This window comes from Halovivax ruber XH-70 (genome assembly GCF_000328525.1).
Lineage (GTDB): Archaea > Halobacteriota > Halobacteria > Halobacteriales > Natrialbaceae > Halovivax > Halovivax ruber.
On record NC_019964.1, the window covers coordinates 1550125 to 1564220 of the forward strand.

At 63.7% G+C, this 14096-nt stretch carries 18 protein-coding genes; 10 read left to right on the forward strand and 8 right to left on the reverse strand.

The genetic code is table 11. The features are described 5' to 3' along the window. Positions 1 to 13: 13 nt before the first annotated feature. Positions 14 to 505 carry a universal stress protein gene (locus HALRU_RS07265; protein ID WP_015300750.1) on the forward strand — a complete coding sequence of 164 codons (492 nt, stop codon included), beginning with the start codon at positions 14 to 16 and terminating at the stop codon, positions 503 to 505. 117 nt (positions 506 to 622) lie between these two features. Here the strand turns inward: HALRU_RS07265 and HALRU_RS07270 are convergent, their stop codons facing one another. Beyond that, positions 623 to 1573 (reverse strand): biotin--[acetyl-CoA-carboxylase] ligase, encoded by a 951-nt coding sequence (locus tag HALRU_RS07270; RefSeq protein ID WP_015300751.1) that lies wholly within the window; start codon positions 1571 to 1573, stop codon positions 623 to 625. 101 nt (positions 1574 to 1674) lie between these two features. Then, positions 1675 to 2655 carry a tyrosine--tRNA ligase gene (locus tag HALRU_RS07275; RefSeq protein WP_015300752.1) on the reverse strand — a complete coding sequence of 327 codons (981 nt, stop codon included), beginning with the start codon at positions 2653 to 2655 and terminating at the stop codon, positions 1675 to 1677. 90 nt (positions 2656 to 2745) lie between these two features. Here HALRU_RS07275 and HALRU_RS07280 point away from each other — a divergent pair, with 90 nt between their 5' ends. Then, the gene (locus HALRU_RS07280) at positions 2746 to 3723 is read left to right on the forward strand and encodes a deoxyhypusine synthase (RefSeq protein WP_015300753.1); all 978 of its coding nucleotides are present in this window, start codon (positions 2746 to 2748) and stop codon (positions 3721 to 3723) included. Between the two features lie 41 nt (positions 3724 to 3764). Here HALRU_RS07280 and HALRU_RS07285 read toward each other — a convergent pair whose 3' ends face one another. Then, the gene (locus HALRU_RS07285; RefSeq protein WP_015300754.1) at positions 3765 to 4217 is read right to left on the reverse strand and encodes a hypothetical protein; all 453 of its coding nucleotides are present in this window, start codon (positions 4215 to 4217) and stop codon (positions 3765 to 3767) included. Between the two features lie 127 nt (positions 4218 to 4344). On the opposite strand from HALRU_RS07285, the gene HALRU_RS07290 reads away from it, so the two are divergent. Next, positions 4345 to 4899, forward strand: coding sequence for a class I SAM-dependent methyltransferase (locus tag HALRU_RS07290; protein WP_015300755.1), 555 nt, complete (start codon positions 4345 to 4347; stop codon positions 4897 to 4899). Positions 4900 to 4934: 35 nt separating this feature from the next. Here the strand turns inward: HALRU_RS07290 and HALRU_RS07295 are convergent, their stop codons facing one another. From HALRU_RS07295 to HALRU_RS07305, 3 genes are all read right to left on the reverse strand, one after another. After that, the gene (locus HALRU_RS07295; protein WP_015300756.1) at positions 4935 to 5396 is read right to left on the reverse strand and encodes a hypothetical protein; all 462 of its coding nucleotides are present in this window, start codon (positions 5394 to 5396) and stop codon (positions 4935 to 4937) included. 103 nt (positions 5397 to 5499) lie between these two features. Beyond that, entirely contained in the window at positions 5500 to 5838 is a 339-nt protein-coding gene (locus HALRU_RS07300) for a DsrE family protein (RefSeq protein ID WP_015300757.1), read from the reverse strand. Between the two features lie 161 nt (positions 5839 to 5999). Then, complete coding sequence (locus HALRU_RS07305; protein ID WP_015300758.1) at positions 6000 to 6449, reverse strand: acyl-CoA thioesterase; 450 nt, start codon at positions 6447 to 6449, stop codon at positions 6000 to 6002. A 201-nt stretch (positions 6450 to 6650) separates the two neighbouring features. Between HALRU_RS07305 and HALRU_RS07310 the strand changes: the two genes are divergently transcribed. From HALRU_RS07310 to purM, 3 genes are all read left to right on the forward strand, one after another. Beyond that, complete coding sequence (locus HALRU_RS07310) at positions 6651 to 8417, forward strand: TraB/GumN family protein (RefSeq protein ID WP_015300759.1); 1767 nt, start codon at positions 6651 to 6653, stop codon at positions 8415 to 8417. Then, on the forward strand, positions 8414 to 9052 hold the full coding sequence (locus HALRU_RS07315; RefSeq protein WP_015300760.1) for a Zn-dependent protease: 639 nt from the start codon (positions 8414 to 8416) through the stop codon (positions 9050 to 9052). The genes HALRU_RS07310 and HALRU_RS07315 overlap by 4 nt, the downstream gene beginning before the upstream one ends. Positions 9053 to 9142: 90 nt before the next feature. Further along, positions 9143 to 10120: a phosphoribosylformylglycinamidine cyclo-ligase gene (gene purM, locus HALRU_RS07320; RefSeq protein ID WP_015300761.1), complete on the forward strand. Its 978-nt coding sequence runs from the start codon at positions 9143 to 9145 to the stop codon at positions 10118 to 10120. An 87-nt stretch (positions 10121 to 10207) separates the two neighbouring features. Here purM and HALRU_RS07325 read toward each other — a convergent pair whose 3' ends face one another. Next, on the reverse strand, positions 10208 to 10708 hold the full coding sequence (locus HALRU_RS07325; RefSeq protein ID WP_015300762.1) for a macro domain-containing protein: 501 nt from the start codon (positions 10706 to 10708) through the stop codon (positions 10208 to 10210). Positions 10709 to 10995: 287 nt separating this feature from the next. On the opposite strand from HALRU_RS07325, the gene HALRU_RS15635 reads away from it, so the two are divergent. Then, on the forward strand, positions 10996 to 11157 hold the full coding sequence (locus HALRU_RS15635; protein ID WP_007696537.1) for a hypothetical protein: 162 nt from the start codon (positions 10996 to 10998) through the stop codon (positions 11155 to 11157). Positions 11158 to 11276: 119 nt separating this feature from the next. On the opposite strand, the gene dpsA is transcribed toward HALRU_RS15635, so the two are convergent. Beyond that, entirely contained in the window at positions 11277 to 11822 is a 546-nt protein-coding gene (dpsA, locus tag HALRU_RS07330; RefSeq protein ID WP_015300763.1) for a DNA starvation/stationary phase protection protein DpsA, read from the reverse strand. Between the two features lie 294 nt (positions 11823 to 12116). Between dpsA and thiE the strand changes: the two genes are divergently transcribed. From thiE to HALRU_RS07345, 3 genes are read left to right on the forward strand one after another with little or no spacing between them, the layout of a single operon-like run. Next, complete coding sequence (gene thiE, locus HALRU_RS07335; RefSeq protein ID WP_148680645.1) at positions 12117 to 12752, forward strand: thiamine phosphate synthase; 636 nt, start codon at positions 12117 to 12119, stop codon at positions 12750 to 12752. Continuing rightward, entirely contained in the window at positions 12745 to 13578 is an 834-nt protein-coding gene (gene thiM, locus HALRU_RS07340; protein ID WP_015300765.1) for a hydroxyethylthiazole kinase, read from the forward strand. Before thiE ends, thiM begins: the two co-directional genes overlap by 8 nt. 10 nt (positions 13579 to 13588) lie before the next feature. After that, a complete protein-coding gene (locus tag HALRU_RS07345) occupies positions 13589 to 14002 on the forward strand; it encodes a hypothetical protein (RefSeq protein ID WP_015300766.1) in 414 nt (137 codons plus the stop codon). Positions 14003 to 14096 lie beyond the last annotated feature (94 nt).

The window sequence follows — 14096 nt, forward strand, 5'->3', positions numbered from 1 at the left end:
GTACCATACCACGATGTACGACCGTCTTCTCGTCCCGACCGATGGATCGTTCGCCGTCGAGCGAGCCATCTCGCACGCGATTGACCTCGCCGAGGTTCACGACGCGGCGATCGATGCGCTCTACGTCGTCAACGCAACCAGTTACGGCGGTCTCCCGATGGAGACCGCCTGGGACGGGATCGGACGCGCACTCGAGGACGAAGGAGCGGCGGCCGTCGAACGCGTTCGAGAACTGGCCGCCGAGCGGGAGGCAGACATTCCTGTACGAACCTGCGTCGTCAACGGTTCTCCCAGCCGATCGATCGTCGAGCACGCACGATCGAACGAGTGCGATCTGATCGTGATGGGGACCCACGGACGCGGCGGGATCGACCGACTCTTGCTCGGCAGCGTCGCCGAACGCGTCGTCAGATCTGCCCCGATCCCGGTGACGACGGTTCGCGTCGGTGACGACGAGCAGGACGAGGCGGAGGGGCGGTCCGAGGCGGTTGCAACCGCCGAGTGACACTGAGTCGGGCGTAAGTCAATTCGCTGAATGGACGTCCAGGAGAGGACGTAACGGGTTGGCTGCGAATCGGTGTGAACACTGATTGTACGTGAACGGGCATCTGGACCGGCCGGATCAGGTCTGATCGGACGCCGGCCTCAGGTGCTCGCAGTCGCCTGCCGTCACGGTGACCCTGTCGTCGTCCGTCTCGAGAACGAGCGCGCCCGACTCGGTGACGGCGACGGCCGTCCCCTCGATCGTCCGCTCCCGGTGGGTGACGCTCACCCGCTGACCCAGCGTCACGGCGAGTTCGCGCCAGCGGTCGAGGGTGGCCGACAGATCGTCGCGCCGCGCGTCGAAGCGTTCGAGCAATCGCTGGAGAAACGCCCGCCGGTCGACCGCACTCGCTTCCTGGACGATCGAGGTGGCGCCAGCCGGAAGGGCCGATGGGTCGACATTCGCGTTGACGCCGATGCCGCAGACGAGCCACGAGATACGGTCGGTCTCGCCTTCCATCTCGGTCAGGATACCTGCGAGTTTACGGTAGCCGCGATCGGTGTCGGCCGGGACGACGACGTCGTTGGGCCACTTGATCCCGGCGTCGACACCCGCCTCCCTGCTGGCCTCCGTCGTTGCCACGGCGGCGGCGAGCGTGTAGAGTGGCGCGCGAGCGGGCGGAATCGTCGGCCGGCAGACCAGACTCGTCCAGATGCCGCCAGCCGGAGAGTCCCAGCCGCGATCGAGTCGTCCCCTGCCACCCGACTGGGTGTTCGCGACGACAGCGACGTCATCGGCGCCGTCTGCAGCGAGTTCGCGCGCCCGCTCGTTCGTACTGGGGAGGGTGTCGTGGAAGTCGATCGAAAACGGTGCGTCCAGGCCGTACTCGACGAGCGGGCCACTGTACCCCGATACGTCGCCGAGCGCGTATCCCGACGGCGTCCCGTCGATTGCGAATCCTGCCTCGCGCAGCGCCTCCACGTGTTTCCAGACGGCCGCACGCGACATATTGAGCTCGTCGGCGAGCTCCGGTCCCGTTACTGGGCCGGCTTCCAGCCCCTCGATCACGGCCTGGCGCGTCTCGTCCATACTCTACCTCGCCACGGCATGCCCTTCAAAGAGCCGATACGGGCCAGGAAATTGGGGTTCGCCGACTCCTACCGAAATCAGCAGAACCGCACATTGCCGAGTTAAGCTCGCATCTCGGACAGCACGTCGCGTCCGGGTGCGATCAACTCGTCGAGGTAGCTCGCGAGCGCACCTTTTGCATCGGCTGGGTGGAGTTCGCCGGACTCCAGGTCGGTCGCTAGCATCTCGTAGGACTCGTAGGTCAGATCGCCGCCGTACTCGTCGGGTCGCTCGACGACGACTTCCTCGAAGCGGGGGAAGACGTGGTACTCGAAGAGTTCGAGGACGGGATTCTCGAGGTCTCCCTCGGGGTCACGCGTCGGCGGGCAGAACGCCGAGTTGACTTTCTCTTCGAGTTCCTCGGCGGAGTCCTCCATCGAGATGGTGACGCCCTCGGAAGAGGACATCTTCCCGTCACCAGTGGTGAGGTCTGCGACGATCGGCGTGTGGAGGACCGGGCGGGCCTCGTAGCCGATGTCGGGTAATTCCTCGCGCATGAGCATGTGGACTTTGCGCTGGTCCATTCCGCCGATCGCCAGGTCGAGATCGAGATACTCGATGTCCAGCGCCTGCATCAGCGGGTAGACGACGTGGCTCACCTTCGCCGTCTCGCCGGACTGGATCTCGGCCATCGCGCGCTGGGCCCGATTCAGCGTCGTCGAGAGCTCCAGTTCGTGTACGTCGAGGGTGTAGTCTTCTTCGAGCTGGTAGTCAGACCCGTAGACGAACTCCGTCCGTTCTTCGTCGAGGCCGTACGCGAGGAACTGCGCGCGCATTCGTTCGGCCGTCTCGCGGATCTCCTCGAAGGTGCCCTTGTCGTTCAGGTAGGCGTGGACGTCTGCAAGGAGGACGACGACCTCCATGCCCGCCTCTTGCAGGTCGATGAGTTTGTTCGCTGTCAACAGGTGCCCGAGGTGGAGCACGCCAGACGGCTCGTAGCCCACGTAGACCCGTTTGCCGTCGGGATCCTGGGCCAGTTCGCGAACCTCGTCCTCGACAACCACCTCGTCGGTGTTCCGGGTGAGCAACTCGTAGGTGTCCATGCGTGAGGTCAGTCGGTCGACCGATTTATGCGTTCGTTTCCGCGCCGGCGTTCCGAGCCATTGAAACCGTCTTGTCGGCTACGACTGGCCATGGAACCCGACGACTCCCGTGAACACGTCGTTCCCGGGACGGACGAGGAACTCGACGGGGCGGACGTCCGCGGCTACGACTTCCGCGACGGCGTCGATCTGGGATCGATTCTCGACAGCTACGCGACGACCGGCTTTCAGGCGACACACCTCGCGGAGGCGATCGACATCGCCGAGCGGATGCAAGACGAGGACGCCACGATCTACCTGACGCTCACCTCGAACGTGATCTCCTCCGGCCTTCGCGAGGTCGTCGCCGCGCTCGTCCGCGAAGGGCACGTCGACGTCATCATCACGACCTCCGGGTCGATCACCGAGGACGTCATCAAGACCGCGAAACCATTCAAGATGGGCGAGTGGGACGCCGACGAGGCCGCCCTGCGCGAACGGGGGATCAACCGCCTGGGCAACATCTTCGTTCCCTCCGACCGCTACGTCTGGCTGGAAGAGTACCTCTACGACTTCTTCGACGACTTCTTCGACGAGGAGGCGATCCGCACCCCCTCGGAGTTCGTTCGTGAACTCGGTGCGACGCTCGACGACGAGGATTCGGTGCTCTATCAGGCCGCCCGAAACGACGTTCCGGTCTACTGCCCGGCGCTCACCGACGCTGAGGTCGGCAACTTCCTGTACTACTACCGCCAGCGCCCCGACACGCCCGATGTCGGCATCGAGATCGTCGAGGACTACGACTCTCTGATCGGCGACAGCATGCTCCAGGATACGACGGGGCTCATCGCGGTCGGTGCCGGCGTCCCGAAACACCACGCGATCATGACCAACCTCTTCCGCGGCGGCGCCGAGTACGCCATCTACATCCAGACCGGGATGGAAGGTGACGGCTCGCTCTCGGGCGCCCCGCCGAACGAGGCCGTTTCCTGGGGCAAGATCAAGGCGACCGACGGGAGCAACTACACCGAGATCCAGGCGGAGGCGACGCTCGTCTTCCCGCTGCTGGTCGCTGGCGCATTCTTCTAAGACTTGCAGGACAACCCTGCACCACTTCTGGTGAACCGTGGTCAGTACTGGATCGGCGAGTCGTCGCCGCGATCGCGATCGGACTCCTGGCCGGGAAGCGAGACCGGCGCGCCCGTTAACTCGGCGACGTAGTCCGCAACTGGGTCCGGACAGTGGTCTCCCTCGAGTGACTCGCCTTCCATGAGGACTTCACAGCACTCTGTCTGCTCGTATTCGGTGGCCTCGTCCGGACTGTACCGGTGTGAGGCCCGGAGGACGAACTCGGCGCGACTGCCACGGCCCGCGAAGATCCACATCCTGAAATCGAGCGGATCCGGGTCGCGTGCGACGAGGTAGACGTCGGGGACGGACCGCGAACTCTCCGATTCGAACGTCCAGACGAGGAAGTCACCCGTCGAGGTGTCCGGCGGACCCTCGGGTTCGCGCGGGGCCTGATCCAGCGGCCCGATGTCGTTGGGATCGCCGTACGTGTCCAGATCGTCGATCAGGCTCATCGGCAGCAATTTCGGCGGGAACGCGAATATACCTTGGGTGTTCGGCCGCATCTGTCGGCGCCAGTGACAGGCAATTCACGGTCCTGGAAGCAAGCACTTTTGGGCGTTTCGAACCCACGATCTCTTCATGGGCTTTCACACGTTCCCGGTCGATCGCGCCGACGGCCTCCGCGATCCCGGCCGCTACCGATACTGCTCCCGTGAAGAACTGCTCTCCGCGCTCCCAACCGGCACCGACGCGACCGTCGCCGACCTCGGGTCCGGAACCGGATTCTACACCGACGACGTCGCCCCGTTCGTCGGGACGCTCTATGCCGTCGACGTCCAACAGGAGATGCACGAGAAGTACCGGGAACAGGGTGTTCCGGAGAACGTCGATCTGGTGACGGCCGGCGTCGATTCGCTGCCCTTCGCCGACGACGAACTCGACGGGGCCTTCTCCACGATGACCCACCACGAGTACGCGAGCGAGGAGGCATTCGCCGAACTCGCGCGCGTCGTTCGCCCGGACGGTCGACTCGTCACGGTCGACTGGGACGCCGACGGTGAGGGGGCCGACGGGCCGCCGACCGACGAACGGTTCTCCGCGGACACGGCGGCAGACCAGCTCCGAACGGCCGGGTTCTCGATCGAAGCCGTTCGAGAACGACCCGAGACGTTCTTCCTCGTCGCCAGTCGGTGAGGGTTCGGCCCCGGGGAGCCGTTCGTTCGAGTCCTCTAGAAGTCCGGTAAGTCCTCGGGCGGCTCGTACTCGGCCTCCCAATCGACGTACGACTCCTTGAGGTGCTCGCAGACGATCTGGCCGAACTCGGTGAGGCCCGCGTTGATCGCGGAGACCGTTCCCCAGGTATCGAGTTCCGGGTGATACGATCGCTCTTGCCAGTCTTCCGGAATACCTGGCGCGTGATAGCCGACCCGGTCGGCGAAGTCGTCCCAGAAGAAGTCGAACTGGGAGAAGAGATCCATGTCGGTCGCGATCGCGAACTCCCGTTCGGACAACGCCGCGTCCGCGCGCCAGCGGTCGAACGCCTCTTCCCAGCCGCCCGCTTCGAGGAATTCTTGCAGTTCCTGCCGACGGTAATCGACGTCCGGACCGTCAGCCACGGAGGCGTCGTCGTACTGGTTCGGGTCGACGTACTCGAGTTCCGGCGGGGCAGGTGGCTCGACGTCGAGGGGCATACGCGGTCGTATGGGCGGTCACCGGTTAAGAATTCCCACACGGAATTGAGCCTGGTTCGAGTACGAACTCGATCGTCACGAAATGGACCAGCCCGACCCAAACTTACGGACGGATGTACGCGTAGCCGTCGCTCTGGAGCCGCGTGAGTTCGCCGACGCCGGAGGGGGCAGTCTGAATGCCGTCGACGAGATCGGCTTCGGTGAGGTCGTGCATGTCCATCGTGTTCTGACAGGCGGTAATCGAGACACCGTCGTCAAGGAGGGACTCGACGTGCTCACTTACTGCTGCGTCGTTCCGCACGGCTTCGATCCCCGGGCCCTGGGCAACGACGGCGACGGCGTCCAGTTCGACCGAATCGTCCTCGGTGAGGTTCTTCGTGATCGCGAGTGCAGATTTTCGATCCTCGGCGTCGTCCTGAATCAGGTGTACGACGGTGCGCATAAGGTACCTCGCATCGACGACCGCGAAAATGGTGGTGCATGCAGACCGAAAACGGACGGTGATCGTGGATCGACAACCGATGGTGTATACTGATCGAAACCCGGTGGGGCCAACGACATCGAAACGGGGCAACAGGACGTACCTGTGCTGCTCTGGAGGAGCTACCTGCCCTGTCCGGATTCACCTTCGAGCGCCTCAGTGCGAAGTCGCTCGCCGTCTTCCGTCGCGACGGTCAGGTCGGGGATCGTCGTCGGATGCTCGTCTTCGTCGATGGCCACGTAGACGAAGTACGATTCGGTCGTCAGTTCGCTCTCACCCGTCCGGAGGTCCTCCCGCTCGACCGTCACGCGCGTCTTCACGCTCGTTGCTCCAGCGTCGTAGACGTAGGCGGTGACGAGTGCGGAGTCACCGAGCCGGATCGGCAGTTCGAAGTTCATTCGGTCGACGCGGGCCGTCACGCAGGTTTCGCCCGAAAAGCGCATCGCTGCCATCGCGCCCACCTCGTCCATCCACTTCATGACGTGCCCGCCGTGGGTCTTGCCCAGCATGTTGGTGTGATTCGGCTGGACGAGGGTTCGATTCTCGATATAGGTCTCCATGAGTTCGGTCATATGCTGGGCTGCGCGTCGGAGTGAAAAGATGGTGTCGCATCGATGTCACGCGTGGGAGACAGTGGTTAGCGCGGTGTATCGAAGCGTTCTCAGGCCGTGGTCGAAGGACATCAACGGGATCGTCGCGGTTGCCCAGCGCGTGGTTGCCGTAGGTCCCATGTTCGATACGCCTAAACGTCGTCGGCGTGTTGACCGACAGTAATGAGTGACGTACGCGAGGACGGTACGCCCCGTCCACCCGACCCACCCGACCGGGATCAGGGCGAGATCACGGTCGTCGGGACGGCACACGTCTCGCAGGCGAGCGTCGACGAAGTGAGGGAGACGATCGAGGAGGAGTCCCCCGATGTCGTCGCCGTCGAACTAGACGAAGGCAGGTACCGCCAGATGAAAGGCGGGACGCCGGACGACATCGAAGCCGCCGATCTCCTCTCCGGAAACACGGTCTTTCAGTTTCTGGCCTACTGGATGCTCTCGTACGTCCAGTCTCAGCTCGGCGACCGGTTCGACGTCGAACCTGGCGCGGACATGAAGGCCGCTATCGACACCGCCGAACGCAACGGCCTTGGTGTCGCTCTCGTCGACCGAGATATTCAGGTGACGATGCAACGATTCTGGTCGCGTCTTACCATCGGTGAGAAGGCCAAACTCGTCGGCGGGCTCGCATTCGGCGTGACGAAACCGACGACCGTCGGCCTCTCGCTCGGCGCCGGGTTCGGTGCCCTGTTCGGCCTCCTCTTCGCGATCGGTCTCGCCCCCATGCTCGGGATGACCGGTCTCCTCACGCTCGGCATCTCGAGTTCGACAATCTTGGGTACGGTGGGTGCGGTCGCGATCGGGCTGACCGCCGGAGCCCTCTTTGGGCTGCTGTTCGTCCCATCACTGGACAGTCTCGGGGACAGCGGATTATTCTCGGGCTTCTCGCTCAGGCTGCTCGCCGGTGTCGTTCTCGGGGTCGGGGCCATGATCGGTGTCGTCGCGACGAACACGTACGTCGGTCCGCTGTCGGCTGGTGCCGTCGAACACGCCGGCGCCTTGGCGATCCGAACGATCGTCGGGATCCTCGCTGGCGTCGGCATCTTCGGCGGCCTTGGAATCGTCCTCGGTGGCCTCTTCGCCCCGTCGAACGAGCAAGTCGAGGACTTCGACGACTTCGACATCGATCAGCTCACCGACGGTGACGTGGTCACGGCGATGATGGAGGAGTTCCGTCGATTCAGTCCCGGCGGTGCCGAAGCGTTGATCGACGAACGCGACGCGTTCATCGCGAATCGCCTACATGCGCTTCGCAACGAAGGCTATCACGTCGTGGCCGTCGTCGGTGCTGGCCACCGCGCGGGTATCGAACAGTATCTCGACAATCCAACCTCCCTCCCCCCGATCGAGTCGATAACCGGGACGGCATCGGGTCGGCGCTTTTCGATCGCCAAGGTCGTCGGCTACCTGATGATGATCGGTTTCGTGGCGTTCTTCGGTCTGCTCCTCATGGCCGGGGTGGAGAACGTCCTCCTCCTGAAGCTCTTTCTCGCCTGGTTCTTCGTCAACGGAATCTTCGCCTTCTCGCTCGCCCGTCTGGCCGGCGCCCGCCTCAGCAGTGCAGCGGTCGGCGGTGGCGTCGCCTGGTTGACGAGCATCAATCCGCTGCTCGCACCCGGCTGGTTCGCCGGCTACATGGAGCTTCGTCATCGCCCCGTCAACGTCAGCGACATCGGCGTGCTAAACGACCTGTTAGACGACACCGAACGCCCGATCGGTGAACTGTTCGACGAGATGCTTGACGTCGAACTGTTCCGGCTGATCGTCATCGTCGCACTGACGAACGTCGGCAGCATGATCGCCTCGGCGCTTTTCATCCTCGCCGTGATTCCGTGGTTCGGCGGGGAAATCGGCGGTGTCAGTGAACTACTCGCCCAGCTGATGGACGGCGCCGGCAACAGTCTCGAGACGATCGTGGGGCTGTTCGAATGAGTTACGCCCAGCGGTCGACCCTGTCGTTCAGCACACGGGAACTCCTGGATCTCGCCGCTGCGTGGATCGTCCTGAGCGTCGCGTTCGCCCTCTTGTTGTCCCGGGAACCGGCGATCGGTGGGATCGATCCGACCGAACTCGTCCGGATGACCGGTCTGAGCGTGGTAACGGTGGGGGTCGGCTTCCTGAGTCACGAACTGGCCCACAAGGTCGTCGCGATTCGGTTCGACCAGATCGCCGTCTTCAAAGCCGACTACAGCATGCTGTTCATCGCGTTATTGAGCGCGATGGTCGGCTTCCTGTTCGCCGCACCGGGTGCCGTCTATCACCGCGGGCGACTCACCGCCCGACAGAACGGCCTCATCGCCCTCGCCGGGCCGCTGACGAACCAGGCGCTCGCTGCGGTATTCTTCACCTTGATACTCGTCCACGACACGGTCGGCGCACCCGGGATCGTCCGCGAGATCGGCCAGCTCGGCCTCTGGATCAACCTCTTCCTCGCGGCGTTCAACATGATCCCGTGGGGACCCCTCGACGGCGCGACGGTGAAGCGATGGAACACGAGCGTGTTCGTCCTCGTCTTCGTTCCGAGCCTGCTCGCGGCGCTGTACGTCACCTTCGTCGTCGGCATCTAACCGGGACTTCGACAGCAGCCGTTCTCCGTCCGGGCCCCCATCTCGGCGCGGACCGGTGGTCTTTTGCCGCCACCCAGCACTCGATCCAGTATGAGCGACGACGAGACGGGACTCACCTACGCGGAGACGGGGGTGGACATCGAGGCGAGCGAGGACGCGACGGCAGCGCTCCTCGAGGCGTTCGGCAGCGACCTGACGACGGAGTACGCCGGACTGCTCGACATCGGTGATCGATACCTCGCACTGGCGACGGACGGCGTCGGGACGAAGTTGATGGTCGCGGAGGCCATCGACGACTACTCGACGATCGGGATCGACTGCATCGCGATGAACGCGAACGATCTCGTCGCGGCGGGGGTCGAACCGGTCGCGTTCGTCGACTATCTGGCGATCGAAGACCCCGACGAAGCCCTGACGAACGAGATCGGGGAAGGTCTCGCCGTTGGCCTCGAACGGGCTGATCTGACGCTACTGGGCGGCGAGACGGCGGTCATGCCGGAGGTCATCGACGGCTTCGACCTCGCCGGCACCTGCGCCGGCCTCGCCGGAAAGGACGACGTACTCGACGGCAGCGCCGAGGTCGGTGACGCCCTCGTCGGCTTTCCCTCCAACGGGATCCACTCGAACGGGCTCACGCTCGCCCGGGAGGCCGTCACGCGCAACCACGAGTACACCGACGACTTCCCGCCGATTCCCGACCGGACCATCGGCGAGGAGCTGCTTCGACCGACACGGATCTACACCGATCTGCTGGAGTATATCCACGATTACGACGTCTCCGCCGCCGCACACGTCACGGGCGGCGGATGGACGAACCTCCTTCGGATGGGCGATCGGCGGTACGTCGTCGACGATCCGCTGCCTGCACAGCCGGTCTTCGACTTCGTCCAGGCCGAAGGGTCCGTTTCCGACGCGGAGATGCACCGGACGTTCAACATGGGCACCGGATTCGTCCTCTCGCTCCCGCCCGAGCAGGCAACCGAGCTCGCCGCGGAGACGGACGGGGGCGTTATCGGGCGCGTCGAAGACGGCTCGTCGGTCGAAATCCGCAGTCTCTCGCTCGAGTGATCCGCGCACGTATCGCTTTGTCGTATCCGCAAGCCGCTTCACACACGATCCGGTACATTCCGTCTCAGATACGTCCCGTCTCACATCTCACTGATCCGGTATCACCGCCTGTACCGCCTCGTATTCGGCGTCGCTGTAGAAGATGAATCTGACGTCAGTCAGCGATTCGGGTTCGAACGACTGGATCTGGTCGACGATGAGAGTAGCTCCGTCAGCAAGGTCGTACCCCGCGACGCCACAGCCCAGTGCGGGGATCACGATCGACTCGCACTCGAGGACGTCGGCACGTTCGAGCGCGTTCCGGGTCGCCGAGCGAATACTCTCCTCGGTGGCTTGTCCGTCCCCGTAGTGGGGCATCGCCGCCGCGTGGATGACGTAGGTCGCGTCCAAATCGTACGCATCCGTGACGGCGACGGCACCGAGGTCGATCGGTCCCTTCTCCATCGCGGCGTCGTTGATGTCACCACCAGCACCACGACGTAACGCGCCCGCAACGCCGGATCCCATCCGTAAGCTTGTTCCGGCTGCATTGACCAGTGCGTCTGCGGATTGGTCGGCGATATCTCCCTGGACGACTGTGAACTCCATACCCGCCCTGTCGATCGCGGGGTCGAAAAGTCTCGTCCCAGCCAGAACGCACCGCCCCCGCACAACTTGCAAGGGCGGACGAACCTGTCACAGACGGCGGGTAGCGATGAAAACGGACACTCGACAGGTACAGTACCGAATCACCCGATGGGATGTCGGCCAATCAGGAACGCCTCACACTCACGTGTATACTCGGGGCCAACCGCTTCACAGGTTGGAGCAGCGGCCGCCGACCCGGTGGAACGCAACCCTTATGAATTTAGGCCGGCCTAATCGACTACACGACAATGGATGCCCCCGACTCACGACAGGCGACGGATACTCCTTCGACGGAGTCCGAAGTCGTCGTCTCCTGCCACGAAACGAAACCCGGCCGTCGCGTGTTCACCGAACGCGGCAATGCTGACGGCTGGATCTCCTCCGACCTCGTCGTCGAACTGTCCCGCTAGGCATGGACGGGCGGTTCGATCCACGTGCGACGGGCCACTTGATTGAGACTCGGCTCTGTCCGTTCTCGACTACTATTCGGAAATATTGGTAAACGGCGTGGTGTGACGTCGATCGATCGTCAGTGGGTCGCTTCTTCGAGGACGAGGGTGTCGTCTTCGAGGTAGTGTTCGACGTGGTGGGTGTCTTCCTCGACGGTCACCAGGATCTCTCGGAGAATCTCACCCGTCGCGAAGTCGCCGAGGTTCTCGGCGAGCTCGATGGAATCGCGCATCGACTCGATGATGTGACCGTACATCTCGAGGTCGTTCTCGAGCATCGTTCGAACGTCGTAGACGTCTTCCCCTTCGAACGAGACGGTCGCACGGTCGGCCTGCTCGGCGGGCCCGGAGACGGGAACCCCACCGAGTGCCTGTGCGCGTTCGGCGATCAGATCCGCCCCCTCCTCCGCGTGTTCGTAGGCCTCTTCCGTGAATTCGTGTATCGGCAGGAACTCTGCTCCCTCGACGACCCAGTGGTGCTTCTTCAGCTGGTGATAAAGGACGTACGTGTTCGCCAGTTCCGTGTTGAGCGCGTCGACGATCTGCTCTGACCGGTCAGTGTCCAGCCGGAGACTGTTCTCCACGATCGAGTCGGCTGGCTGTCGGACTGTCTTCTGGGTACTCATCTCACCTCGTAGTAGGCCCGCATTCCTCTTAATGGTTGCACAAGGGAAAGATATTTTAGAATCGTGGGAATGGACGGTTGGATAAAGAAATAGTATATTCAATATCGGTGAACTACGGCGTATTCGACCGACAAATCGGGAACCTCTCCAACGGGTCTCGCGCTGGCCACGATCACTCTTTGCGTCGTGATATTGGGCTTCAATTACGAGTTCCATATCCGGTCCTGGTGTGTGGGTCCTTTCACGCCGGCCAGCGTCGAAGTCACTTTGTAGCAGAGCGCTCCACGTATGGTCGTGACGCCATCGAACTGGGAGACCTACCTCGTAACCCAAGCGTCGATTTCCGGTGACCGATCGACACCGGAGGTCGTCTCGGCGGCCATCGAGGGTGGGATCGACGTGGTACAGCTTCGCGAGAAAGACACGACCGCCCGCTCACGGTACGAACTCGGGCGAGCGCTTCGCGAACGTACCGCCGCGGCTGATGTGCCACTCATCGTGAACGACCGGATCGATCTGGCGATGGCGATCGACGCTGACGGCGTTCACCTCGGGCAATCCGATCTACCGGTGGCAGTGGCACGCGAACTCCTCGGGGAGGACGCGATCGTCGGCTGTTCGGCCTGGCGCGTCGACGACGCCCGTGCAGCCGAGCGCGACGGCGCCGACTACCTCGGAACTGGCGCCGTCTACGGAACGTCGTCGAAAGACGTCGACGAGGCCAAAGACGGGATCGGGCCGGACGGGGTCGCTGCAGTCGCCGATGCCGTCTCGATTCCGGTCATCGGGATCGGTGGGATCACGCCGGCGAACGCGGCCGACGTCGTCGAGGCTGGAGCCACGGGCGTGGCCGTCATCAGTGCGATTACGGCCGCTGACGATCCAGCGGCAGCGACACAACAACTCGGCGAGGTGGTTGCCAATGTCTGACTCCGTCCCGATCGATTCGAACAGCCTGGCGAACGCGCTCCAGACCCTTTCCGACGGGTCCCCGCTCGTCCAGCACCTGACGAACCGAGTGACGATGAACGACGTCGCCCAGGTCACCCTCCACTGGGGCGGCCTGCCCGTGATGGCTGATACCCCGGGTGACGCCGAGGAGATGGTTCACGGCGCAAGTGCCGTCTTGCTGAACATCGGCACGGCATCGCCACAGGAGGTCGAGACGATGGTGGCGGTCGGTGAGGCGGCGAACGAACTGGACGTCCCGGTCGTGTTCGATCCTGTCGGCGTCGGCGCCACGCCGACGCGGGACGAGTACGCCGAAACGCTCCTCGAACGGGTCGACTTCGCCGCGATCAAGGGTAACTACGGCGAGGTGAGTGCACTAGCCGGCGTCGAAGCAGACGTCGCCGGCGTCGAATCCGTCGGCGAGTACGACGAGATCGCGGCGACCGCACGCGCACTCGCCGCCTCGGCGGACACGACCGTCGTCGCGTCGGGCGTGACGGATATCGTCGCGACCGGTGAGGCGGCATACGAACTCAGTGTCGGGCACGAACGCATGGGGTCGATCGTCGGGACCGGGTGCGTACTCGGGGCGACGCTCGCGACGTTCAACGGGGTCATCGACGACGCGTCCGAAGCCGCGTTGTGTGGAACGACAGCGTTCGGACACGCTGGCGAACGCGCAGCCGAGACGGAGCACGACGGCCCCGAGAGCTATCGTGTCGCCTTCCTCGATACGATCGCTGGGGTGACTCCGGAATCAGTGCGTGAGAAGACTATTGCAGACCGAATCGACCAGGTGCTGTAATCCCGGATCGATGGAGGACAGTCTCGAATCGGTTCGCTCACGACTCTGCTCGGCCCACGGAAACGTCCTCGCGATGATCGAGGCGAGTGCCGACGCGACCGTCGACACCTGGCCGGCCGACGCCGTCGCCGAGCGCCATCGCGTCGTCGATCCGTTTCGGACGGCGCTCGCCGAACGCGACGTCATAGAAGAACTCCCCGCGATCCTCGAAGACCTCGTCGCAACCGCTGGGGGCGACCTGTCGGTACCCCCTGTCGCGGCACCACCATACGTCGTCGTCACCAGTATGGGTGTCCTCTTGCGCGCTACACTACCCAGGGGGCGACTCGTCGTCGCAATACACCCGTTCGTCGTGGATCGGAAGCCATCACCGACGTACCATCGACGCGACGAACTCGCTATCGAGGTCAGCTGGGCCGAGTGAGGTCGATATCGATTCGTGCTGGTGTACTGCCTTGCTGGTGTATTGTCAGCTGAACTCGGGGCTCGCCGATACTATTAGGAGCACTGCGTTCGAT

Coding starts and splice junctions, on each gene's coding strand:
- HALRU_RS07345 (WP_015300766.1), top strand. CDS start 13,589: ATGGAGGACAGTCTCGAATCGGTTCGCTCACGACTCTGCTCGGCCCAC.
- HALRU_RS07280 (WP_015300753.1), top strand. CDS start 2,746: ATGGAACCCGACGACTCCCGTGAACACGTCGTTCCCGGGACGGACGAG.
- dpsA (WP_015300763.1), bottom strand. CDS start 11,822: ATGAGTACCCAGAAGACAGTCCGACAGCCAGCCGACTCGATCGTGGAG.
- HALRU_RS07295 (WP_015300756.1), bottom strand. CDS start 5,396: ATGCCCCTCGACGTCGAGCCACCTGCCCCGCCGGAACTCGAGTACGTC.
- HALRU_RS07285 (WP_015300754.1), bottom strand. CDS start 4,217: ATGAGCCTGATCGACGATCTGGACACGTACGGCGATCCCAACGACATC.
- HALRU_RS07315 (WP_015300760.1), top strand. CDS start 8,414: ATGAGTTACGCCCAGCGGTCGACCCTGTCGTTCAGCACACGGGAACTC.
- HALRU_RS07265 (WP_015300750.1), top strand. CDS start 14: ATGTACGACCGTCTTCTCGTCCCGACCGATGGATCGTTCGCCGTCGAG.
- HALRU_RS07310 (WP_015300759.1), top strand. CDS start 6,651: ATGAGTGACGTACGCGAGGACGGTACGCCCCGTCCACCCGACCCACCC.
- HALRU_RS07300 (WP_015300757.1), bottom strand. CDS start 5,838: ATGCGCACCGTCGTACACCTGATTCAGGACGACGCCGAGGATCGAAAA.
- HALRU_RS07275 (WP_015300752.1), bottom strand. CDS start 2,655: ATGGACACCTACGAGTTGCTCACCCGGAACACCGACGAGGTGGTTGTC.
- HALRU_RS07270 (WP_015300751.1), bottom strand. CDS start 1,573: ATGGACGAGACGCGCCAGGCCGTGATCGAGGGGCTGGAAGCCGGCCCA.
- HALRU_RS15635 (WP_007696537.1), top strand. CDS start 10,996: ATGGATGCCCCCGACTCACGACAGGCGACGGATACTCCTTCGACGGAG.
- HALRU_RS07305 (WP_015300758.1), bottom strand. CDS start 6,449: ATGACCGAACTCATGGAGACCTATATCGAGAATCGAACCCTCGTCCAG.
- HALRU_RS07325 (WP_015300762.1), bottom strand. CDS start 10,708: ATGGAGTTCACAGTCGTCCAGGGAGATATCGCCGACCAATCCGCAGAC.
- purM (WP_015300761.1), top strand. CDS start 9,143: ATGAGCGACGACGAGACGGGACTCACCTACGCGGAGACGGGGGTGGAC.
- thiM (WP_015300765.1), top strand. CDS start 12,745: ATGTCTGACTCCGTCCCGATCGATTCGAACAGCCTGGCGAACGCGCTC.
- HALRU_RS07290 (WP_015300755.1), top strand. CDS start 4,345: ATGGGCTTTCACACGTTCCCGGTCGATCGCGCCGACGGCCTCCGCGAT.